Source organism: Kitasatospora arboriphila, assembly GCF_039528095.1.
GTDB lineage: Bacteria > Actinomycetota > Actinomycetes > Streptomycetales > Streptomycetaceae > Kitasatospora > Kitasatospora arboriphila.
Genome location: NZ_BAAALD010000010.1, coordinates 1 through 20,625 on the forward strand (window position 1 = coordinate 1; position 20,625 = coordinate 20,625).

General features: G+C 75.0%; 16 protein-coding genes. 7 read left to right on the plus strand and 9 right to left on the minus strand.

Annotation, left to right across the window (positions count from 1 at the left end; translation table 11 throughout):
• The 5 genes from ABD353_RS07845 to ABD353_RS07865 form a co-directional block, all read right to left on the minus strand.
• The coding region (locus ABD353_RS07845; protein ID WP_344622752.1) for a hypothetical protein at positions 1-918 on the minus strand (918 nt) is incomplete at its 3' end.
• A 56-nt stretch (positions 919-974) separates the two neighbouring features.
• The gene (locus ABD353_RS07850) at positions 975-2,735 is read right to left on the minus strand and encodes a threonine/serine exporter family protein (protein WP_425555098.1); all 1,761 of its coding nucleotides are present in this window, start codon (positions 2,733-2,735) and stop codon (positions 975-977) included.
• Between the two features lie 192 nt (positions 2,736-2,927).
• Positions 2,928-5,279 (minus strand): hypothetical protein, encoded by a 2,352-nt coding sequence (locus ABD353_RS07855; RefSeq protein ID WP_344622754.1) that lies wholly within the window; start codon positions 5,277-5,279, stop codon positions 2,928-2,930.
• 79 nt (positions 5,280-5,358) lie between these two features.
• A complete protein-coding gene (locus ABD353_RS07860; protein ID WP_344622755.1) occupies positions 5,359-7,191 on the minus strand; it encodes an ATP-binding protein in 1,833 nt (610 codons plus the stop codon).
• Between the two features lie 23 nt (positions 7,192-7,214).
• Positions 7,215-8,462 (minus strand): TetR/AcrR family transcriptional regulator, encoded by a 1,248-nt coding sequence (locus tag ABD353_RS07865; protein WP_344622756.1) that lies wholly within the window; start codon positions 8,460-8,462, stop codon positions 7,215-7,217.
• Positions 8,463-8,620: 158 nt separating this feature from the next.
• Between ABD353_RS07865 and ABD353_RS07870 the strand changes: the two genes are divergently transcribed.
• Together ABD353_RS07870 and ABD353_RS07875 are read left to right on the plus strand one after the other, a co-directional pair.
• On the plus strand, positions 8,621-9,778 hold the full coding sequence (locus ABD353_RS07870) for an acyl-CoA dehydrogenase family protein (protein ID WP_344622757.1): 1,158 nt from the start codon (positions 8,621-8,623) through the stop codon (positions 9,776-9,778).
• Positions 9,779-9,791: 13 nt separating this feature from the next.
• Positions 9,792-11,480, plus strand: a complete 1,689-nt coding sequence (locus ABD353_RS07875) for a class I adenylate-forming enzyme family protein (RefSeq protein WP_344622758.1) — start codon at positions 9,792-9,794, stop codon at positions 11,478-11,480.
• Between the two features lie 12 nt (positions 11,481-11,492).
• On the opposite strand, the gene ABD353_RS07880 is transcribed toward ABD353_RS07875, so the two are convergent.
• The gene (locus ABD353_RS07880) at positions 11,493-11,765 is read right to left on the minus strand and encodes a hypothetical protein (protein WP_344622759.1); all 273 of its coding nucleotides are present in this window, start codon (positions 11,763-11,765) and stop codon (positions 11,493-11,495) included.
• A gap of 112 nt (positions 11,766-11,877) precedes the next feature.
• Between ABD353_RS07880 and ABD353_RS07885 the strand changes: the two genes are divergently transcribed.
• Positions 11,878-12,210 (plus strand): cupin domain-containing protein, encoded by a 333-nt coding sequence (locus ABD353_RS07885; RefSeq protein WP_344622760.1) that lies wholly within the window; start codon positions 11,878-11,880, stop codon positions 12,208-12,210.
• A 6-nt stretch (positions 12,211-12,216) separates the two neighbouring features.
• Here ABD353_RS07885 and ABD353_RS07890 read toward each other — a convergent pair whose 3' ends face one another.
• The gene (locus ABD353_RS07890) at positions 12,217-12,819 is read right to left on the minus strand and encodes a TetR/AcrR family transcriptional regulator (protein WP_344622761.1); all 603 of its coding nucleotides are present in this window, start codon (positions 12,817-12,819) and stop codon (positions 12,217-12,219) included.
• A gap of 110 nt (positions 12,820-12,929) precedes the next feature.
• Here ABD353_RS07890 and ABD353_RS07895 point away from each other — a divergent pair, with 110 nt between their 5' ends.
• The 4 genes from ABD353_RS07895 to ABD353_RS07910 all read left to right on the plus strand — a co-directional run bounded on the left by ABD353_RS07895 (position 12,930) and on the right by ABD353_RS07910 (position 16,832).
• Positions 12,930-14,504, plus strand: coding sequence for an MFS transporter (locus tag ABD353_RS07895; RefSeq protein ID WP_344622762.1), 1,575 nt, complete (start codon positions 12,930-12,932; stop codon positions 14,502-14,504).
• Between the two features lie 122 nt (positions 14,505-14,626).
• The gene (gene tatA / locus ABD353_RS07900; RefSeq protein WP_344622763.1) at positions 14,627-14,905 is read left to right on the plus strand and encodes a Sec-independent protein translocase subunit TatA; all 279 of its coding nucleotides are present in this window, start codon (positions 14,627-14,629) and stop codon (positions 14,903-14,905) included.
• 131 nt (positions 14,906-15,036) lie between these two features.
• Positions 15,037-16,302 (plus strand): hypothetical protein, encoded by a 1,266-nt coding sequence (locus ABD353_RS07905; RefSeq protein WP_344622764.1) that lies wholly within the window; start codon positions 15,037-15,039, stop codon positions 16,300-16,302.
• A complete protein-coding gene (locus ABD353_RS07910; RefSeq protein ID WP_344622765.1) occupies positions 16,299-16,832 on the plus strand; it encodes a potassium channel family protein in 534 nt (177 codons plus the stop codon). Before ABD353_RS07905 ends, ABD353_RS07910 begins: the two co-directional genes overlap by 4 nt.
• A gap of 9 nt (positions 16,833-16,841) precedes the next feature.
• On the opposite strand, the gene ABD353_RS07915 is transcribed toward ABD353_RS07910, so the two are convergent.
• Both ABD353_RS07915 and ABD353_RS07920 read right to left on the minus strand, forming a co-directional pair.
• On the minus strand, positions 16,842-18,392 hold the full coding sequence (locus tag ABD353_RS07915; RefSeq protein WP_344622766.1) for a protein kinase domain-containing protein: 1,551 nt from the start codon (positions 18,390-18,392) through the stop codon (positions 16,842-16,844).
• A 63-nt stretch (positions 18,393-18,455) separates the two neighbouring features.
• Positions 18,456-20,624, minus strand: coding sequence for a bifunctional polysaccharide deacetylase/glycosyltransferase family 2 protein (locus ABD353_RS07920; protein WP_344622767.1), 2,169 nt, complete (start codon positions 20,622-20,624; stop codon positions 18,456-18,458).
• Between the last annotated feature and the right edge of the window lies 1 nt (position 20,625).

A 20,625-nucleotide genomic window follows, 5' to 3' on the forward strand; every position in this document is an offset into this window, starting at 1 on the left:
GGCCCCTCGGGTGCGGCGGGCGGCGGCCACGCAGGCCGCCCGCCGGTCGGCGAGCCGGGCCGAGCGGGGGGCGAGCGCCCGGGCGTGCTGCACGTCGAGGTGGGCGGTGGCCCGGGCGGCCATCCGCTCGGCGACCCGGTGGGTGGCGGTGTGGTGCGCGGGCACCTTGTCCGGGGCGCCCGCGATCAGGTCGAACAGCCAGGTGCGGGCCACGTCGGCGCGGGCGTGCAGCCGCCGCTCGCGGCGCACCGCGCGCTGCATCCGGCGCGGCCGGGAGCGGTAGCGCCAGCGGGCCCACGGGCTGCCCGGCCTGGCGAGGCGGACGGCACCGACCCAGGCGAGGCCGGGCACCATGATGCCGAGCAGGCCCGTCCACAGCTTGCCCTTGACCAGGGCGACCACCGAGACCAGCGCGTTCACCGAGATCACCGCGACCAGGCCCCAGCGGCCCTCGCCCGTCGCGGAGGTCTGGCCGGGCACGACGCCGAGCGGGACGTAGCCGGTGAGCAGCAGCGCCGTGCCGAGCAGGACGAGCACCACGGCGTCCACGGACTTGCGGCCCTGTTCGCTCCAGTAGACGTCGTCCAGGTGCAGGATCAGCGCGAACTCGTCCAGCACCAGGCCGCAGCCGATGCCGAAGCACAGCCCGAACCAGTCGATCCAGGGGTGGCCGCCGTTGGTGGCGAACACCCCGATCCCGCCGACCAGCAGGAAGCCCAGCCCGAACACCATGTGGTGGATGTGCAGTCCGCCCGGGGTGATGTTGCCCGGCCACCAGCGCACCTGGGCGCGGATCATCCGCACGCTGAAGCGGATGCCGACGAAGGACACGATGAAGCCGACGAGCAGCAGGAAGAGCGGCTGCTTGTGCGCGTCGACGATGTGCTCGCGGTAGCCGTCCAGCAGGTCGTTGATCACGGGTGGTGCCTTCGTTCTCGGGTGGTGCTCCGGGGCGTCGAGGGGCCAACGACCGGTCAGAACCCGCGGGTGCGTTTGGCGGCCCGGCGGGGGACGAGCAGGTGGGGCGCGAGCGGATCGGTCGCGCCGGGGGTCTTCAGGAAGAGCCGGGCGACCTCACCTCCCAGGTTGACGCCGACCGCCAGGGCCATCGCCAGCGCGGCGGCCCGGGTGACCGAGACCAGCCCGGCGCTGGCGTGCCCCTGCGCGAAGGCCAGCATGCCGAGGTAGAGCGCCGAACCGGGCATCAGCGGGCCGATCGCCGCCGTCACGTAGGGCAGCGCGGAGGCCCGCCGGTAGCGGGCCGTCAGCTGGCCGAACAGGCCGACCAGGCCGGCCGCGGCGCCGGTCGCCGCGATCGGCGAGACCCCGGCGTTCGTCAGCACGCCGTACGTCGACCAGCCGATGCCGCTCATCAGCACGGCCATCGGCAGCGTCCGCCGCTCGGTCTGCAGCAGCACCGCGAAAGCCAGCGCCAGCACCATCGCGGCGAGCAGCTGGATCGGCGGGTCGACGGCGCCGCCGATCGACTCGTCCGGGCGGAGCTTGGCGTTGTAGTTGACGCCGAGGTACAGCACCGACATCACGCCGATCACGATGCCGGCGATCAGGTAGAGCACCTCCAGCAGGCGGGCGGCGGCGGTGATGTAGAAGCCGGTCAGGCCGTCCTGGACGGCGGAGACCAGCGCCCGGCCGGGCAGCAGCGCGAACAGGCCGCCGGTGATCACCACCGAGCCGCGCAGGTGCAGGTCGTTGAAGGAGAGCACGATGCCGATCAGCGCGGCCGGCGTCGCCGCGACCACGAACTGGTAGAACTCCGGCAGCCCGCGCCGGGCGATCGTCGAGGCCAGCCGGTCGCCGACCACCGCGGCGAGGAAGGCGCCGGCGAACACCAGCCACGCCTTGCCGTCGATCCGCCCGCCGACCAGGAAGGTCGCCGCGCCCGCCAGCAGTCCGGTGGCCAGCGCCAGCAGCCAGACCGGGTAGGGGTGCCGGTTGCGGCGGATCACGGCGAGCCGCCGGTAGGCGTCGTTGACCGGGATCTTCTCCGCCGTGATGTCCGCGACCAGCCGGTGCACCGCGGCCAGCCGGGTGTAGTCGGAGGTGCGCCGGCGGACCGTCCGGGCGGCGCTCACCGGCGGGTCGATCAGCGACGGGTGGTAGGAGATGGAGATCAGCGTGAAGGTGACCTGCGGCTCGCAGTGGTCGAGCCGGTAGGCGTGCGCGATGCCCAGCATCGCCGCCTCGACGTCCTCGGCGGCCTCGCCGCTGGCGAGCAGCAGTTCGCCGATCCGCAGGGTGAGGTCGAGCACCCGGGGGACGTGCCGGGCGGCCGACGGGTGCAGGTCGCGCGGGGTCCGCTCGAAGGCGGGCCGCTCGGTCATCGGGGTGCGCAGCAGGGTGCGCATCCGGTCCGGCCAGGGCGCGGACCCGGGGGCGCCCGCCTGCAGCTCGGAGAGGTCCACGCCGTGTGCCGGGGTGTAGCCGGCGGCGCGCCAGTCCTCCGGCGTGAGGGTGTCCTCGGGTCCGCCGGCGGGGGCGAGCAGGCCCTCGGTCGGCGGGGGCGGCGGGGCGAGCGGCACCGCGGTCCGCGGCGACGCGGCGGGGACGGCGGGCCCGAGCAGGCCCTCGGTGGGCGGCGCCTGCCCGGCCGGGCCGCGGACGGCCCGCTCCGGTGCCCGGTCCGCGGGCGCCGCGGCGGGGGCCGGGGCGGGTCCGCGGCCGCTCCTGGCCTTCTTGCCGCCGCCCGGCCGGCCCCGCTTCGGCACGTCCGCCACTCCTCGCCGCCCCTGGTGGCCGCGCCGGCCACGCTCCGATCCTGCGCCCCACCTTGCCCGATCGAACGCGCGGACGCACATGTCCACCGGGGCCGGGGGCGCGGCAACCGCAGGGCCGGCGGGCGGACGTGACGGACATCACGGACATCCGCCCCCGGGGCGGGGCACCGGTCCGGCCGGTGCCCCCGCGCCTCAGAGTCCGTACCGGCGCACGACGTCCTCGTGCCGGGCGGTGTCCGCGCCCGCCGCCTTCGCCAGGTCGAGCCAGCTCAGCGGGTGCTCCCAGTCCGCCGTCAGCCGCTGCAGCAGCGCGTCGGCGTCCGCCGAGGTGGCGGTCGGCGGCACGCCGAGGGCGGCGTAGACGCCGGGCAGGCCGGTGTCCCCGCCGGCCGGGTCGGTGACGGCGTACTGGTCGCCGCTGTAGGCCCACAGCCCGTAGCGCTCCTCGGCGAGCGCGCCGCGGAGCGCGAACCAGGCGTCCTCGCCGGGCCAGGCGCCGTCCAGCCAGTGCGTGGTGTAGCCGGCCGGGTCGAGCAGCGCCAGCTGCCGGAAGACCGGGCGCCACGACTCGCGCTCGGTCCCGTCCTCGGGGCGCTCGTTGAGCACGGCCGGACCGAAGACGACGACGTCCCGGTGGTTGAGCGGCACGTCCTCGCCGAGCACCGGCACGATCCGCGCGGTGGCCGGCCCGGTGCGGACGGCGGGCAGGTCCACGCTCGCCCCGTTGGCGCGGGTGGTGCGGACGGTGACCATCTGCCACTCCTCGTCCACCGGGCCCTCGTCGGCGTCGAACTCGATGCCGATCAGCGCGCCGGTGCTGCGGACGACCGCCCAGTCCCGGTTGGCGGTCGCGGCGGTGATCAGGTGCCACAGGTCGGGCTCCTGGACGGTGCGGTGCTCCTCGTCCTCGCCCGCCCGGTCGGCGGGCACCGCGTGCTCCAGCAGTTCCTGGTAGAGCCGCTGGGCCCGCGCATGGTCGCCGAGGCGGGTGGCCGCGGTGGCGGCGAGCCGGCGGGTGTTCAGCGCGTCCGGCTCGTGCGAAAGGACGCCGTCGCAGTGCTCGCCGACCTCCTCCCAGCGGCCCTGCTCGGCGGCCCAGCGGGCCCGGATCCAGTGCGCCTCGGAGGGGTTGGCGGGCATCAGCCGGTCGGCGAGCCGGCGGACGCCGTCGGCGTCCTCGGCGTCGATCAGCACCTGGCCGAGCATGCCGGGCAGGTGCTCGTCCGCCGGGTCCTCGTCGAGGCGGGCCCAGAGCAGGTCGGCGGCGGCCCGCGGGTGGCCGAGCGCGTCCAGCGCCCGCGCCCGCTGCAGGACGAGCGCCGCCGCGGCCCCGGCCGACTCGGCGCTCGCCGCGGTGAAGTGGTCCAGCGCCTGCTCGAAGGTGACCCGGCGGGTGCCGAGCCACTCCGGGAGTTCGGCGGCCGGCACCGGGATCTCGGGCAGCGGCAGCGCCTCGGCGGCGGCCCTCAGCCCGGCGAGCCGTTCGGCGACGCCGTCGGTGCGGCGCAGCTGCCCGAGCTTGCGCTCGCCGGTGGCGGCGAGGGTGAGGGCGACCGTCCGGGCGCCGCGGGCGACGGCCAGCCGGCCGGCGATCAGCAGCAGGTCCAGGCAGGGCCGGTGCGAGCCGGCGGTGTCCAGGTAGGCCACCCACCGGGCGAGCCGGACGCCGAGGGCGGCGTCGTTGTCGAGCTCGCCGTGCGGCAGCGCACCGGCCTCGGCGAGGGTCTGCACCGCGGTCGCCCAGCGGTGGCGGATGTCGGGGTAGCGGTCCGCCTCCTCGCCGTCCGGCAGTTGCTCCAGCGCCTCCGCGCTGCGGCCGAGCGCGGCCAGGGCGACGGCCCGGCCGGCGGCGAGCTTGCGTCGGTCGTCGTCGTCGAGCTGGTGGCGGGCCGCGTAGGCCCGTTCCGCGGTGTCGTAGGCCGCCAGGGCGTCCTCGGGGCGGCCGAGGTTCAGCAGCGCGGTGGCCCGGCTGTGCCCGAAGGCCAGCGAGACCTGGTCGCCGGCCGCCTGGATCCGGGCCTGGGCGCGGTCCAGGTGGGTGAGGGCGTCGGCGGGCCGGCCGTCGTCCTCCAGGGTGTCGGCGTACTCCCGGGACAGGCAGTCGAAGCAGGCTCGGGCGGGCTCGACCCGGGCCAGCGTCTCCTCCAGCACGGCCAGCCGCTCGGCGACGTAGCCGGGGCCGTCGATGTTGGCGTGGCAGATGGTGAAGTCCTGCACGGCGCAGACCGACTGGGGGCACGAGGCGGTCTCCTCGCGGTGCGCGAACTCCAGCAGGTCGACGGCCTCGGCCATCGCGGCCTCGCCCTGGTGGCGCTTGTTCAGCAGGTTCTGCATCCGCCAGTGCCGCAGGAACACCTCGACCCACGGCAGGCCGAGCGCCCGGGCGGAGGCGAGCGCCTCCGGGTACATCGCGTCGAGCTGCTCGTTGCGGCCCTCGACGGCGTGCCCGGCGATCTCCACCAGGGCGGCGGCGAGCCGGTGGTGGCCCGCCTCGGACAGCTGCTCGTGGGTGTCCCGCACCCAGGCCCAGATGTCGGTGGTCATACCGTACGAACTCCTCCATGAGATGGATGCACCACACAGGGGCGCTGGGGGTACCCCACGCGCCCCTGCAGAGCTGGCCTCAAGCCCAAGTGAGCGCGGCCACCGCGGTGCCGATGCCGGCGAGGGCCGCGGTGAGGTCGCCGTTGGCGGAGCCGCCCGCGGCGGCCATGATCACCTTGAGCGACCGCAGCAGCCCCGCGGCGGTGGCGCTCCCGGTGTGCCCGGCGCGGTAGGCGGTGAGCAGGTCCTGGACGGCCGGCGAGGCGAGGTTGAGGTAGAGCCGGGCCTTGACGGTGCCGTCGGTGCGGGCGGTGAAGGCCCGGGCGAGCCGCAGCGCCGCGGAGGGGATCCGGGCGTCCGCCTGGTCGTCCTCGATACGGGCCTTGCGTTCGGCCTCCCGGTCGGGCACGAGGACGAGCGGCAGCCCGGGCGGGTCGAAGCGGGCGGGTACGAGTTGTTCGCCGTCGTCGGCGAGGGCGGCGGCGAGCCAGGCGGTCTCCTCCGCGGCGAGCGGCTCCGCGGGGTCGCGGAAGAGTTCGCGGTTGCCGCTCTCGCTGCCGAGTTCGACGATCCGGCAGTCCTTGAGCTGGGCGTAGCGCCGCAGGAACGGAAGGACGGCGTACCGGTCGCCGCGGGCGATCGGCACCTGCATGGCGCGGTAGAGCATCTCCTCGAAGCCGCCGCCGCTGCCGAGGGCGACGTGCAGGGCGCCGCGTCCGGCGGCGCGCAGGGCGCCGGCGGTGAGGTCGCCCTGGGAGGTGGGGACGGGGACGTCGTCGGCGAGCAGGGTGAAGAGGCGGTCGTCGCAGAGGGCGGCACCGAGGAGGTCCTGGCCGTGCCGGGCGAGGATGCGGCGCCAGGCGGCGGGGTGCAGCCGGGCGGTCTCGTAGAGGCCGTCGACGACGGCGTCGGCGAGGGCCTTCTGCAGGGCGCGGTAGTGCTCGTCGCGCTGCAGGTCCTCGCGGCTGGCGGTGGGGGTGAGCCGGCTGGACTCGACGACGCCGCCGATGAACCCGGCCCAGCTGGGCAGCAGGTCGCGGGCGTCGTCGGCGAGCAGCATGCCGCGCAGGTAGACGGCGAGGTCGCGGTTGTCGGTGGAGCCGTAGGTGCCGCCGTCCTGGACCCAGAGCAGGCCGACGGCGTCGGTGGCGCCCTCGACCGGGGCGACGGGGAAGGCGGTGAGCGGCTCGAAGCGGCGGCCGAAGGCGGACGCGAAGCGCATCCGGGCGGTGTGCGGGTCGCCGTCGACGTCCTGCCGCCAGGGCACCGGGACGTCGTTGACGGGGCGTTCGTCCTCGCCGACGTGCACCGGGATCGGCAGCAGGACGCAGTAGCGGCCGAGGACCTCGCGCAGCGCCTCCTCGTCGGCGAGGTGGCCGTGTTCGGCCTTGAGGCGGAGTTCGACGGCGGTGCCGGGGGCGGGCCGCGGTTCGACCGGTTCGACGCTGTACTGCTCTCCGCCGCGGCTGCGGTAGCGGTGGCCGAGGCCGGGTTCGCGGTGCGAGGTGGTGGTGACGGTGACCTCGTCGGCGACCGAGAAGGCGGAGAGGAAGCCGAGGCCGAAGGCGCCGATGAGGTCCTGGTTGCCGGTCAGGTCGCGCAGCATCCGGGTGTAGCCGGTGCCGACGGTGGCGAGGTAGGCGTGGATCTCGGGCTCGGTGAGGCCCGCGCCGGTGTCCTCGACGGTGAGGGTGCGGCGGGCGGCGTCGGCCCGGACGCGGATCACCGGGGCGGCGGTGGACTCCGGGTCCTCCAGCCGGCGGCGGGTGTGCGAGTCGTGGGCGTTCTGGACGAGTTCGCGCAGGGCGACCAGCGGGGTGGAGTAGAGGTGGGTGGCGAGCACGCTCACCAGCCCGCCGAGGTCGACCTCGGTCGTACGCAGATTGTCGGCGGGCGGCAGACCTTGGGACATGAGGCCGGATTCTGCCAGTACGACTATCCGTCGACCAGCTCTTTTCCCGTACCGGGTGCGGAGGCCGCGGGCAGTCCGAGGACGGCGCGGGCGGCGGGCTCCAGCAGTCCGGCCGCGGCGGTCCCGCTGCCGCCCGGGCGGTGCCGGACGCCGTCGTTGACGACGGCGAACATGGCGTGCACCCGGATCCGGGCCTCGGCGGTGTCGTAGTCGGGCCGCACCTGCTGGAGCAGGCCGACCCAGACCCGCAGGAAGTCCCGGCGGAAGTCGACGGCGGCCCGCCGGTCGGCCGGGTCGAGCCGTTCGGTCTCGCTGAGCATCGCGCCGAGGTAGTGGCTGTGCCGGCGGGCGAAGTCCAGGTAGGAGCGCAGGCCGGCGTCCAGTGCCGCGGCCGGGCCGGTGCTGTCGGCGATCGCCCCCTCGACCTCGTGCCAGAGCCGCTCGCGGCTGCGGACGAGCGCCGCGGCGAGCAGCTCGGCCTTGGTGGCGAAGTGCTTGTAGACGCTGGGCCCGGCGATGCCGACGGCGGCGCCGATCCGGTCGGTGGAGACGTTGTCGAAGCCGCGCTCGTGGAACAGCCGGACGGCGGCGAGCAGCAGTTCCTCCCGGCGGGACTCGCCGGCGGCCGGGGCGGCGGGCTGTACGGCGGGTGCGGCGGGCGGCCCGGCACGGTCCTCGGCCCGCGGGGCGACGGCGAGCAGCTCGCCGCCGATCCGCCGCAGCAGCGTCTCGAACCAACGCCGCGGCGGCGCGAAGGTGTGGTACGAGAGGCTGCCGTACCCGGAGAGCAGCGACCAGCAGAGGAACTCGGCCTGTTCGGCGGAGAGTTCGGGACGGGAGCGGGCGAGGGTGCGGGCCATCGCGCGGACGTCGGTGCGCAGCTCCCGGCGGAGTGCGGCGCGCTGCGCGGGGGCGAGCAGCCGGGCGTCGCGGTGCCAGAGGGTGCCGAGGGCCCGGTGGTCGACGGCGGCCGGGGCGAGTGCGGCGCACAGGTCGGCGGGGCTGCCGCCGCCCGCCCGCACGGCCGTCCGCAGCGCCTGGAGGTCGGTGTCGACGGCGCGCAGCAGCAGTTCGGGCTTGCTGCGGAAGTGCCGATAGAGCGCGGGGGCGGTGATGCCGACCTCGGCGGCGACGTCGGCCATGGACACCAGGTGGTAGCCGCGCCGGTGGAACTGCTCCGCGGCGGCGGCGAGGATCTGCGCCTTCCGTCCGGGCGGTCGGCGCACCACCCGCCCCGCCGCGCCCGCCCCGGGTACGCGCTCCGCCGCCACGTGCGCTCCTCCACCTCGCCGATGATCGACGCCAGGGTAGCAAGGATTCACTTATGCGCCTGTGACCTGCGAGGAAAAGCCGCCCGGATGCTTTACAGCCACAGCTACCGGCGATTAACTTGTCTGGCGATCAGCCGCCGAACGAAGGGAGTGCCGCCGTGCGCCGGACGGTGTTCAACGAGGACCACGAGGCGTTCCGGGCGACCATCCGGGACTTCATCACCAAGGAGGTCGTCCCGGTCTACGAGAGCTGGGAGGCGGCCGGCCACCCGCCGCGCGACTTCTACCGCAAGCTCGGCGCCCTCGGCGTGTACGGCATCGAGGTGCCGGAGGAGTACGGCGGCGCCGGCGAGAGCGGCTTCAAGTACCAGGCGGTCGTCACCGAGGAGGTCGCCCGGGCGGGCGTGAGCTTCGGCTCGTCCGGCGTGCACACCGGCCTGGTGCTTCCGTACCTGCTGGAGTACGCGAACGAGGAGCAGAAGCAGCGCTGGCTGCCCGGCTTCGTCTCCGGCGACATCATGACGGCGATCGCGATGACCGAGCCGGGCGCGGGCTCCGACCTGGCCGGCATCGCGACCACGGCGAAGCTCTCCGAGGACGGCACCCACTACGTCCTGAACGGCGCCAAGACCTTCATCACCGGCGGCGTGCTGGCGGACCTCGTCCTGGTGGTGGCCCGCACCGCCCCGTACGACCCGGCGAACCGCAGGGCGGGCCTGTCGATCCTCTGCGTGGACACCACGTCCGAGGGCTACGCGGTCGGCCGGAAGCTGCAGAAGATCGGCCTGCGCACCTCCGACACCGCCGAGCTCTCCTTCACCGACGTCAAGGTGCCGGTGGAGGACCTGCTGGGCGAGGAGGGCAAGGCGTTCAGCTACCTCACCCACAACCTGGTGCAGGAGCGCCTGGCGATCGCCGTCGGCGCGTACGCCGCGGCGGCCGCCGCGGTGCGCTTCGCGGTGCAGTACGTGAAGGACCGCAAGGTCTTCGGCCAGGCCGTCGCCGAGTTCCAGAACACCAAGTTCACCCTGGCGGACTGCGAGGCCCAGGTGGTCGCCCAGCAGTCGATGGTCGACCGCGCCCTGGAGCTCTACCAGAACGGCGACCTGACGGTCGCGGACGCGGCGGCCGCCAAGCTGTTCTGCACCGAGTCGGCCTCCGACGTGATCGACAAGTGCCTGCAGCTGCACGGCGGCTACGGCTACATCCTGGAGTACCCGATCGCCCGCCTCTACACCGACAACCGGGTGTTCCGGATCTACGGCGGCACCAGCGAGGTCATGAAGACCATCATCGCCAAGTCGCTCGGCCTGTGAGGCCGGAGGGCCGATGACCGCCGCACCGGAGGACTCGCTCGCCGCCGTCGCCCGCGCCCACGCGGCGCTGGCCGCGCCCGGCGCGCCGTTCGAGGCGGAACCCGGCCCGCGGGGGCCGCGGTACGTCCGCGGCCCCCGCACCCTGCGGGAGGTGTTCGACGCCACCCTCGCCCACGGCGACCGCCCGTTCCTGGTGGCGGGCGGACGCACCTGGAGCTTCGCCGAGCACCACGCCGCGGCCTCGGCCCTCGCCCACCGCTTCCGCACGGTGTACGGGCTGCGCCCGGGCGACCGGGTGGCGATCGCGATGCGCAACCTGCCCGAGTGGCAGGTCGCGTTCTGGGCGGCCCAGGCCGCGGGCCTGGTCGCCGTCCCGCTGAACGCCTGGTGGGGGCCGCAGGAGCTGGCCCGGGCGCTGGACGACTGCGTGCCCGGCCTGGTCGTCGCCGATCAGGAACGGGCCGCGCGGACGGCCGCCTGGGCGGCGGCCCGCGGGGTGCCGCTGCTCACCGTCGGCGCCGACGGCAGCGACGGCCCGCACGACCGCTTCGAGGACCTGCCGCCGAGCGGCCCGCCCGCCCCCGGTCCGGCCGTCGGCCCGGACGACCCGGCCACGCTGATCTACACCTCGGGCACCACGGGCCGGCCCAAGGGCGTGGCCGCCAGCCACGCCAACTGGTGCGCCGGCGCGCACACCCCGCGGTTCTTCGCGGCGGGCGCGGCACTCCTCCGGGGTGACTCACCGGCGGCCGCGGCGCCGCCGACGGTGCTGATGACCTTCCCGTTCTTCCACGTCGCGGCCTTCACCTCGGTGTTCCTGGCGATGGCCGCGGGCGGCACGGCGGTGCTGATGGACCGCTGGGACCCGGACGCGGCCCGGCAGCTGATCGCCCGCCACCGGGTCACGATCTTCGCCGGGGTGCCGACCACGGCGCTCGGCCTGCTGGACGCGGCGGAGTCCGCCGGCGACCCGCTGACGGGTCTGACCATGATCAGCACCGGCGGCGCCCCGGCCCCGCCGGGTCTCGCGGGGCGGATCGCCCGGCAGTTCGGCGGCCGGGTGGAGGCCCGCAACGGCTACGGCCTCACCGAGACCTGCGGCGGGGTGACGGCCCAGGTGGGCGCCCGCTACCTGGCCCGGCCCGAGTCGATCGGCCGGCCGTGCCCCGCGGTGGAGGTGCGGATCGCGGACGCGGAGGGGGCTCCGCTGCCGGACGGCGAGATCGGCGAACTGCTGCTGCGCGGCCAGCCGGTGTTCGGCGGCTACCGGGGCGACCCGGACGCGACCGCCGCCGCGTTCACCGCCGACGGCTGGTTCCGCACCGGCGACCTCGCCCGGCTGGCCGACGGCGAGGTGCAGGTGGTGGACCGGTTGAAGGACGTGGTGATCCGCGGCGGCGAGAACGTCTACTGCGGTGAGGTCGAGGGCGTGCTGCTGGGCCATCCGGGCATCGCGGACGCCGCGGTGGTCGGTGTTCCGCACCCGCTGCTCGGCGAGGAGGTGGCGGCCGTGGTCGTGGCGCACACCGGTGCGGAGCCGGACGCCGCGGAGGTCCGCGCGCACGTGGCGGCCAGGCTGGCCGCGTTCAAGGTGCCCGCCCACGTGGTCTTCCGCGACGGGCCGCTGCCGCGCAACCCGACCGGCAAGATCCTCAAGCAGGCGCTGCGCCAGGAGGCCGGGGCGGCGGTGCCCCGGCCCTGACGGCGGCGGGGGTCAGTTTGCGGAGGCCGTCCGGCCCTCGGTCCGCCAGGCCTCCAGCCCGGCCATCGAGGCGGCCTTGGCCTGCTGCATCGCCCGGCGCGCCTGCTCGCTCGGCGGGGTCTCCATCCGGTTGACGTAGTCGCGACCCGCCGAGGCGAGGGTCGCGCACGCGATCGCCGTGCCGGCCAGCGAGAGCACGGTGCCGATGCCGGCGAGGACCACGCCGGTGCCGAGCATGGTGCGGTTGACGCGGAATCCGTTGCTGAACTTCTGGTTGGTCGCCATGCATCCACGATCGGGCCCCTCCGGACGGCCCGCACGCCGAGCGGGTCCGGGTGCGGCCGGATGCCTGACAGGTGTCTGATGGATCGGAGCGCCGAGCCGCGAGGAGGCCGCGATGACCGAACCCGTCCGCGTCGACATCGACGCGCTCGCCGACGAACACGCCGCACTGGCCGCCGCCCACCCGCACGGGCGCAGCGCCCATCTGGTGCTGCACGACGGCGTCCTGCGGCAGACCGTCATCGCACTGACCGCGGGCAGCTCGCTGGACGAGCACAACGCCCCGGTCGCCGCCAGCCTGCTGGTGCTGCGCGGCCGGGTGTCGCTGACCATCGCCGGCCGCCAGCAGGAGGCGTCGGCGGGCGAGCTGCACGCCATCCCGCAGGAGCGGCACGGCCTGCTCGCCCACGAGGACTCGGTCGTGCTGCTGACCGCCGTCACCAACTGACGGCGGTCAGCCGGCCGCCGACCGGGTGCCGGCGGCCGGCAGCACGGCGGCACCGACCAGCCGGAGCCCCTCCAGGAACTCCTTGCCGTCCGGGGCGAGTTCGGGGGAGACCAGCCACTGGGTGGCGAGCCCGGCGAGCAGTGCCTGGTAGAAGGCGCCGCGGGCCAGCTCATCCGGGGTGTCGGGCACCTCGGGCACGCCCTGGAACATCGCGGAGAGGCCGAGCCGGGCCTCCTTCTGCGCGCCGCCGAGCACCTCGCGCAGCTCGGGCGAGTGCTCCATCTGCGCGAGGATCTCGATCTGCACCGCCCACAGCCCGCGGTGCTCGGTGAAGCTCTCCACGACCTTGTCCCAGGCGGCGACGAAGCGCTCCCGAGGGTCCGTCTCCTCGCCGAGCGCGGCCAGCACCCGGCCGAGCTCGTCGCCCCACTCCCCCATCGCCTCCATCATCGCCTGCGTCAGCAGGGCGTCCTTGGAGCCGTAGTGGTAGCCGATGGCGGCCAGGCTGACGCCCGCGGACGAGGCGATGTCCCGGGCGGTGGTGCGCCCGTAGCCCTTCTCGAGAAGGCAGCGCTTGGCGCCGGCCAGCAGGTCCTCGCGATTTCCCATGCCCCCGATGCTACCGCCGGACTGGACGATCGTCTTGCACGATCGAGTGAGACGAGAGATTTAGACGCTCGTACTAGACAAGCGTTTCACACGCTCGTACAGTCACTGCCATGACCGCAACCCACGGCCTCGCCGGCCGACGCGAATGGACCGGACTCGCCGTCCTCCTGCTGCCGACCCTCGTCCTGACCATGGACATGGGCGTGCTCTTCTTCGCCGTCCCGTTCATCTCCACCGACCTGCGGCCGAGCGGCACCCAGCAGCTGTGGATCATGGACATCTACTCGTTCCTGCTGGCCGGGCTGCTGATCCCGATGGGTGCGCTGGGCGACCGGATCGGCCGGCGGCGGCTGCTGATGCTGGGGGCGGCCGGGTTCGCCGCGGCCTCGCTGCTGGCGGCCCGGGCGGACGGCGCCGGCGGGTTGATCGCCGCCCGGGCGCTGCTCGGCGTGGCCGGGGCCACCGTCATGCCCTCCACGCTGGCGCTGATCCGCAACATGTTCCACGACCCCAAGCAGCGCCAGGCCGCGCTCGGCATCTGGACGGCCGCGCTGATGGGCGGCGCCACCCTCGGCCCGGTGGCCGGCGGGCTGCTGCTGGACCGCTTCTGGTGGGGCTCGGCCTTCCTGGCCGCCGTCCCGGTGATGCTGCTGGTGCTCGTCGCGGCCCCGCTGCTGATGCCCGAGTACCGCGCACCGCGGCAGGGCCGTTTCGACCTCCCCGGCGCCGCGCTGTCGATCGCCGCCGTCCTGCCGGTGGTGTACGGCGTCAAGACCCTCGCGATGGACGGCTGGGCCGCGCCGCCGCTCGCCGCGCTGGCCGCCGGGGCACTGGCCGCCGCCGCGCTCGTCCGCCGGCTGCGCACCGCCGAGCACCCGCTGATCGACCCCGCGCTGTTCCGGATCCGCACCTTCACCGGGGCGATCACCGTCAACACCGTGGCGATGTTCGCGATGATGGGCTTCACCCTCTACACCTCGCAGTACCTGCAGCTGGTCAAGGGGATGAGCCCGCTGACCGCCGCGCTCTGGGCGCTGCTGCCCTCGGTCGGCGTCGCGGCGCCCGCCGGCTCGGTGGGCGCGCTGGCCGGGCGGGTCCGGCCGGCCGTCCTGATGACCGCGGGCTTCCTGACCGGTGCGGGCGGCTACGCACTGATGGTCCTCGTCCGCCCGGACACCCCGCTCTGGCTGCCGCTCACCGCGGCCGGGGTGATCGCGGCCGGCTCGGTCGGCACCATGACCCTCACCACCGAGATGGTCGTCTCGGCCGCGCCGCCCGAGCAGGCCGGCGCCGCCTCCGCCGCCTCCGAGACGGCGTCCGAGCTTGGCGGCTCGCTGGGCATCGCGGTGCTCGGCACGGCGGGCGCCGCGGTCTACAAGTCGCGGCTCTCGGACGGCATGCCCGCCGGGGTGGCCGGCGAGGCCGCCCGGGCCGCGCACGACACGCTCGGCGGAGCCGTCACCGCCGCGGCCGGGATCGGCGGCCGCACCGGGGCCGAGCTGCTGGCGGTGGCGCGGAACGCCTTCGCCGACGGCATGCACGTCGCCGCGGTGGCCGGTGCGGTCTTCCTGATCGGTGCCGCCCTGGTCGCCCACCGCCTCATGAAGCACCTGCCGGCCGGTCCGACCAGCCGTCCCGCGCCCGAAATGGTCCAGACCACAACCCAAGAAACACCTGCATTTTGACCGTGGTTTCCGGGCCGGTGTATACGCCCGACGACTCGGCCAGGCATACTGGCCGGAGTCGGGCACAACCGTCCGACGTCCTAGAAGCGACGAGAACTCCTCGGAAGGACCGGTGGTCAGGGATGTTCCGTAACGGTCTCGAGCCCTGGCACATCCTCGTGATGGTGGCAGTGCTCGTCCTGCTGTTCGGCTCGAAGAAGCTCCCGGAGATGGCCCGTGGACTCGGCAAGTCCATGCGCATCCTCAAGGCCGAGACCAAGGCGCTCCGCGAGGACGACGCCCAGGCCGAGGGCCAGAACACCACCGCCTCCTCGACCGCGGCCGACCAGCCGCGTCAGGCGGTCAACCCGAGCAGCATCACCACGTCGGCCGAGACCAACAAGTCGGCCACCAACGCCTGAGACCACCCCGGAGCCGCCGGTACGTCACCCGACGTACCGGCGGGCCCGCGCCCCCCGCCGTTCTCGCCGACTGGCCCGACCGCCGGAGCCGGTGTCTGCTGGGACGAACGCGTTCCCGAGTGGAGGCACCGATGGCCAGCAGCACGCCGGACGGGCCCGACGGGCCCGCTCCGGCACCGTCACCGGCACGGCGACCACTGCGCTCAGCAGCGGCCGCCGTGCTGATCGTGCTGGCGGTGCTGCTCACTCCCCCGGCGGTCGTCGCGGCCTGGGCGAAGTCCGAGATCAGCGACCCGGACCGGTACGTCGCGACGATGGCGCCGCTCGCCCACGACCCGGCGGTGCAGGCCGCCGTGACGAACCGGGTGACCGCCGCCGTCGTCCAGCGGTTCCCGGTCGACTCGCTGGTCTCCGACCTCGTCCCCGGCGGCTCGCCGCTGCTGGGCGCGCTGCTGCAGCGGCTCGGCTCGGCACTGGAGGGCGGCGTCACCGGGCTCGTCCACGACGGGGTGCAGCGGCTGGTGCGCAGCGACGCCTTCCCCGCGATCTGGGACGGGCTCAACCGTGACGCGCACGCCGCCGTCGACCGGGCGCTCACCGGCGAGGGCGGCGGCGCCGTCGAGGTCCGCGGGAACACCGTCACCCTCGACCTCGCCCCGGTGATCGACCGCACCAAGCAGGCGCTGGTCGCCGACGGCGTGCCGGCGGCCTCGCGCATCCCGGAGATCCACACCTCGTACGTGCTGGTCAGGTCCGACCAGGTGGCGCACGTCCGGACGCTGCTGCGGCTGCTGTCGCTGGCCGGGTACTGGGTGGCGGTGCTGGCGGCGGCCTGCGCGGTGGGCGGGGTGCTGCTCGCGGTGCGGCGGCACCGGGCGGCGGTGGCCGCGGCCCTCGGGGCGGCCGCCGCGGCCGCGCTGCTCGGCCTCGGGCTGACCGCCTTCCGGGCGGTCTACCTGGACCGGCTGCCCGCGGGCGTCGACCAGGACGCCGCCTCCGCGGTCTACGACACCCTCGTCCGCTACCTGCGGGACGCCGTCCAGCTGGTGGTCGTGCTCGGCGTGCTGGCCGCGCTGGGCGCCTGGCTGTCCGGCCGGGGCCGCTCGGCGGGCGCGGTGCGCGGGCTGTGGGAGGCCGGGCTGGGCGGGGTCCGCACGGCCGCGGAGCGGATGGGGCTGCGGCCCGGCCCGGTCGGCCGCTTCGTGCACCGGTTCAAGGCACCGCTCTGCTGGGCGGCGGTCGGCGCGGCCGTGCTCGTGCTGCTGCTCTGGGACCGTCCGACCGCCGAGGTGGCGGTCTGGCTCGGATTGGCGCTGCTGGCCGTCCTCGCGGCGGTCGAACTGCTCGACGAACCGGGCACCGGTGCGGCAGGAGGGACGGAGGAGGTCCGGCCATGAGGCGGCGTCCGAATCTGTGGGGCCTGGTGACCATGCTCGGCGGGCCGGCGCTGATGCTGACCGCCTGGTTCCTGGTGCCGATCGGGGTGTTCGGCCCGGAACACCCGGCGGTCAGTTGGACGGTGTTCGCCGTGGCGCTGGTCGCCCTGGCCGCCGCGCTGATGCACGAGATCTGGTCCGAACTCACCGAGCGGCCGGGTCACCCCGCCTTCGTCATCATGGTGCTGATCGCCGCGGCCCTGATCGTCTTCGCGACGGCGTACCTCTCACTGGCCCGGACCCCGGGGACGTTCAACGGCATCATGACGACCCGGCTGGACGCCCTGTACTTCACCGTGATCACCATGGCCACGGTCGGCTACGGCGACATCACCCCGGTCAGCCAGGAGGCCCGGGGCATCGTGATGTTGCAGATCCTCTACACGCTGATCTTCCTGACCGCCGGCGCGACCTCGGTCAGCCGGCGGACCCGCAACCTGGTGGGGCGCCGGATCGGCCGCACGCCGGAGGGGTCGTCCGACCCGGACTGAGCGGGCCGCTCAGTCCGCCTTGGCGTGCACCGCGGCGGTGATCGCGGCGAGCCTGGTCTGCCAGGAGGCGAGGACCGCCGGCGGCAGCGCGTGCCGCTTGCCGAGGTCGCGGACCGTCCGCTGGGCCGACTTCAGCTTGTCCTCCGCGGCCGAGAAGTCCTGCTCGCCGATCGCCTCCGAGGCCGCGTCGAGGGTGCGCAGCAGCGACTCCTTGCGGTCCTTCTCCTTGGCCAGCTCGGTGTCGGCGACGTCGGAGCGCAGGTCGGCCAGCGCCGCCGCGGCGGTCAGCCGGCCGGCGGAGGGCGAGGCCGAGCGGGAGGGCGAGGCCGAGGCCGTCGGGGTGGGCGTCTGCGAGGGGACCGCGGGGGCGGTGACGGAGACCGAAGGACCAGGGGTCGCGGCCGCCGCGGTGCCCTCGCCGTCCGGGCCGCCGCTGAACGCGAAGGCCGCGACCGCGGCGACGCCCACCAGCACGGCGGCGCCGGCGCCGGCCAGCAGCCAGGGGTTGCGGCGCTCGGGCTCGTCCGGCCCGTCCTGGTCGTCGGCCCAGGCGGGGGCGGCGGACGGCGGCATGTCCATCTGCGGCAGCAGCGAGGTGCGCTGCTGCTCCACGTACGGCTGCCCGCCCGCGGCGGGGAAGGGCGGGGGCGTCGGGAAGCCGCCCTGCTGGGCGGCCACCGGCGGGATGACCTGGGTGGCGGCGCCGAGCAGTTCGCTGGTGCGGTCCTGGGCCGCGGCGACCGGCACGGCGGCCAGCAGCTCGGCCCGGGCAGCGCCGACGCCCGCCGGACGGTCCTCGGGGTTCTTGGCCAGCAGCCGCATGATCGCGACGTCCAGCGCGGGCGGGATCTCCGGGCGGCGCAGCGAGACGGGGGCGGGCTGCTCGGAGACGTGCTTGAAGGCGATCGCGACGGGGGTGTCGGCGGTGAACGGCGGGGCGCCGGTGAGCATCTCGGCGAGCACGCAGCCGACCGCGTAGAGGTCGGAGCGGCCGTCCAGCGGGGCCGCGGTGGCCTGCTCCGGCGAGAGGTAGGAGGCGGTGCCGAGGACGGCGGCGCTCTGGGTGAGCTGCTGACCGGCGGAGGCGTTGGCGCGGGCGATGCCGAAGTCCACCACCTTCACCCCGCCGTCGTCGGAGATCATGATGTTGCCGGGCTTGACGTCGCGGTGCACCAGGCCGGCGTGGTGCGCGACCTCCAGCGCCTCGCAGACCGCGGCGGCGATGCCGACGGCGCGCTCCACCGGCAGGATCCGCTGCTCGGCGAGCAGCCGGCCGAGCGTCCGGCCCTGCACCAGCTCCATGACGATGTACGGGGAGCCCTGGTCGACGCCGGAGTCGAAGACCATGACGATCCGCGGGTGGACCAGCATCGCGGCGAGCTGGGCCTCGCGGCCGAAGCGCTCGGCGAAGCGCGGGTCGTCGGCCAGGCCGCCGTTCAGCACCTTGACCGCGACCTGCCGGCCGAGCTGGTGGTCCGTGCCGCGGTAGACGGTGGCCATGCCGCCGACGCCGAGTATCTCGGTCAGCTCGTAGCGGCCGTTCAGTGCGCGTCCGATCACCCGTCCGGCTCCTCTCGCTTCCGTGGTCCGGGCCTCGGCGCCCGCCTCGTGCACCTGTGCACCCTAGCGGCCCGCCGCGGATCCGGCGGCGGGCGGCGGGACGGAGAGGCTGCCGTAGCGCTGCATCCGCTGCCAGCGCAGCCGGGAGCCGGCCAGTGCGGTGCACACGGACTGGATCACCACGAGGTACATCAGCTGCCGGTAGACGACCTGCTGCAGGGGCAGCGTCCAGAGCGGGCCGAGCCTCTCGCCGTCCAGCCGGAAGGCGTAGGCGCCCATGGCGACCTGCACGAGCATGAAGGCCAGCCAGAGGCCGGTGATCCGGACGGGGTCGAGGAAGACCAGCCCGTACAGGGTGAAGACGTCGACCACCGGGGCGAGCAGCGGCAGCAGGACCTGGAACATCAGCAGGTAGAGCAGGCCGCGGCGGCCGAGCTTGCCGGCCTGGCCGCGCTGGCGGAGCGCGCCCCGGTGCTTCCACATGGCCTGCAGGGTGCCGTAGCACCAGCGGTAGCGCTGCCGCCACAGGGCGCCGAGCGAGGCGGGGGCCTCCGTCCAGGCCCTGGCCCGCTCTTCGTAGACGACCCGCCAGCCGGCCCGGCAGAGCGCCATGGTGAGGTCGGTGTCCTCGGCGAGGGTCTCCTCGGCGACGCCGCCGATCCGCAGCAGGGCGGAGCGGCGGAAGGCGCCGACCGCGCCGGGCACGGTGGGCATGCACTCGGCGAGGTCGAAGAGCCGGCGGTCCAGGTTGAAGCCGACCACGTACTCGATGTGCTGCCAGCGGCCGAGCAGGCCGCCGCGGTTGACCACCTTGGCGTTGCCGGAGACGGCGCCGACCCGGCGGTCGGCGAAGGGCTGGACGAGCATCCGCACGGCGTCCGGCTCGAACACGGTGTCGCCGTCGACCATGACCACGAGCTCGGCGCGGGCGTAGCGCAGGCCGAGGTTGAGTGCGGCGGGCTTGCCGGAGTTGGGCTGCCGGAAGACCCGGACGTAGGGGAGGTTCAGGGATTCGACGAGGTCGGCGGTGCCGTCGGTGGAGCCGTCGTCGACGACGATCACCTCGACCGGGTGGTCGGAGGCGAGCAGGGAGCGGACGGCGGCCTCGATGCCGGCGCTCTCGTTGTAGGCGGGGACGATCACCGAGACCGGCTCGGTGATCGGCGGGCCCCAACCGCGGGCCCGTAGCCGCTTGTGCCGGCGGGCCGCGACCAGCAGGGCGATCGCACGCAGCACGCCGATCGCACCGGCCGCCCACAGGAGCCAGCCCAGCAGGTCGAGCACCCACGAACTGGCGCCGAGGACGGTGACGAGGGCGAGGCCCTGCCAGTGCTCGGCGGCGGTCGCGGGGTGCACCGGGTCGGTCGTGCCGACGGCGGCGGAGACGGTGTCGAAGCGCCAGCCGGCCGCCTGCAGCCGGGGCAGCAGGACGTCCAGGGCGGCCACGGTCTGGCCGCGGTCGCCGCCGGCGTCGTGCATCAGCACCACCTGGCCGTCGCGGCCCTTCGGGGTGGCGCCGGCGATGATCTGCTCGACACCCGGGCGGCGCCAGTCCTCGCTGTCGAGCGTGGTGAGGACGGTGAGGTAGCCGTCCCGGCCGGCCTGCCGGACGGCGTCCCAGCCGGCGTCGGTGAGCGCGTCGTTCCCGGCGGAGTACGGCGGCCGGAAGAGCGTGCTGGTCACTCCGGCGGCGCCGGCCAGGGCGAGCTGGGACTCCCGGAGTTCCAGCGTGCGCCGCCAGGGTGCGACGGCCGAGAGATCGGCGTGGGTGAAGGTGTGCACGCCGATCTGGTGGCCCTCGGCGACGATCCGGCGGGCGAGGTCGGGGTGGTCGGCGACCTGGGTGCCGACGGTGAAGAAGGTGGCGTGCACGCCGTGGCGGCGGAGCACGTCGAGGACCTGCGGGGTCCAGCGCGGGTCCGGGCCGTCGTCGAAGGTGAGCGCGATCGTCCCGGTGGCCGGGCGGGCGGTACGGGCGGAACCGTCCTCGGACGCGGCGATCACCGGGCCGCCGGTGCGCACCTGCTCGGGGACGGCCGCACTGCTCCCGTCGGCGCGGGCTGCACCGTCCGCGGTGTTCCCGTACATGTGCCGGGTGTAGCCCTGGATCAGCAGCGCGGCCGCCAGGGTGAGGACGAGCACGGTCAGCAGCAGCCAGTGGGTGCGCAGCGGTGTCTGCCGGACGGCGGCCCGGCGGCCGCGGCTCCTGCGGGGGCGGGTGGCGGTGGTCACG

Bases quoted from the DNA above. Each gene is read 5' to 3' on its own strand.
- tatA (WP_344622763.1), top strand. From the start codon at position 14,627: ATGTTCCGTAACGGTCTCGAGCCCTGGCACATCCTCGTGATGGTGGCA.
- ABD353_RS07890 (WP_344622761.1), bottom strand. From the start codon at position 12,819: ATGGGAAATCGCGAGGACCTGCTGGCCGGCGCCAAGCGCTGCCTTCTC.
- ABD353_RS07855 (WP_344622754.1), bottom strand. From the start codon at position 5,279: ATGACCACCGACATCTGGGCCTGGGTGCGGGACACCCACGAGCAGCTG.
- ABD353_RS07905 (WP_344622764.1), top strand. From the start codon at position 15,037: ATGGCCAGCAGCACGCCGGACGGGCCCGACGGGCCCGCTCCGGCACCG.
- ABD353_RS07880 (WP_344622759.1), bottom strand. From the start codon at position 11,765: ATGGCGACCAACCAGAAGTTCAGCAACGGATTCCGCGTCAACCGCACC.
- ABD353_RS07885 (WP_344622760.1), top strand. From the start codon at position 11,878: ATGACCGAACCCGTCCGCGTCGACATCGACGCGCTCGCCGACGAACAC.
- ABD353_RS07910 (WP_344622765.1), top strand. From the start codon at position 16,299: ATGAGGCGGCGTCCGAATCTGTGGGGCCTGGTGACCATGCTCGGCGGG.
- ABD353_RS07895 (WP_344622762.1), top strand. From the start codon at position 12,930: ATGACCGCAACCCACGGCCTCGCCGGCCGACGCGAATGGACCGGACTC.
- ABD353_RS07860 (WP_344622755.1), bottom strand. From the start codon at position 7,191: ATGTCCCAAGGTCTGCCGCCCGCCGACAATCTGCGTACGACCGAGGTC.
- ABD353_RS07875 (WP_344622758.1), top strand. From the start codon at position 9,792: ATGACCGCCGCACCGGAGGACTCGCTCGCCGCCGTCGCCCGCGCCCAC.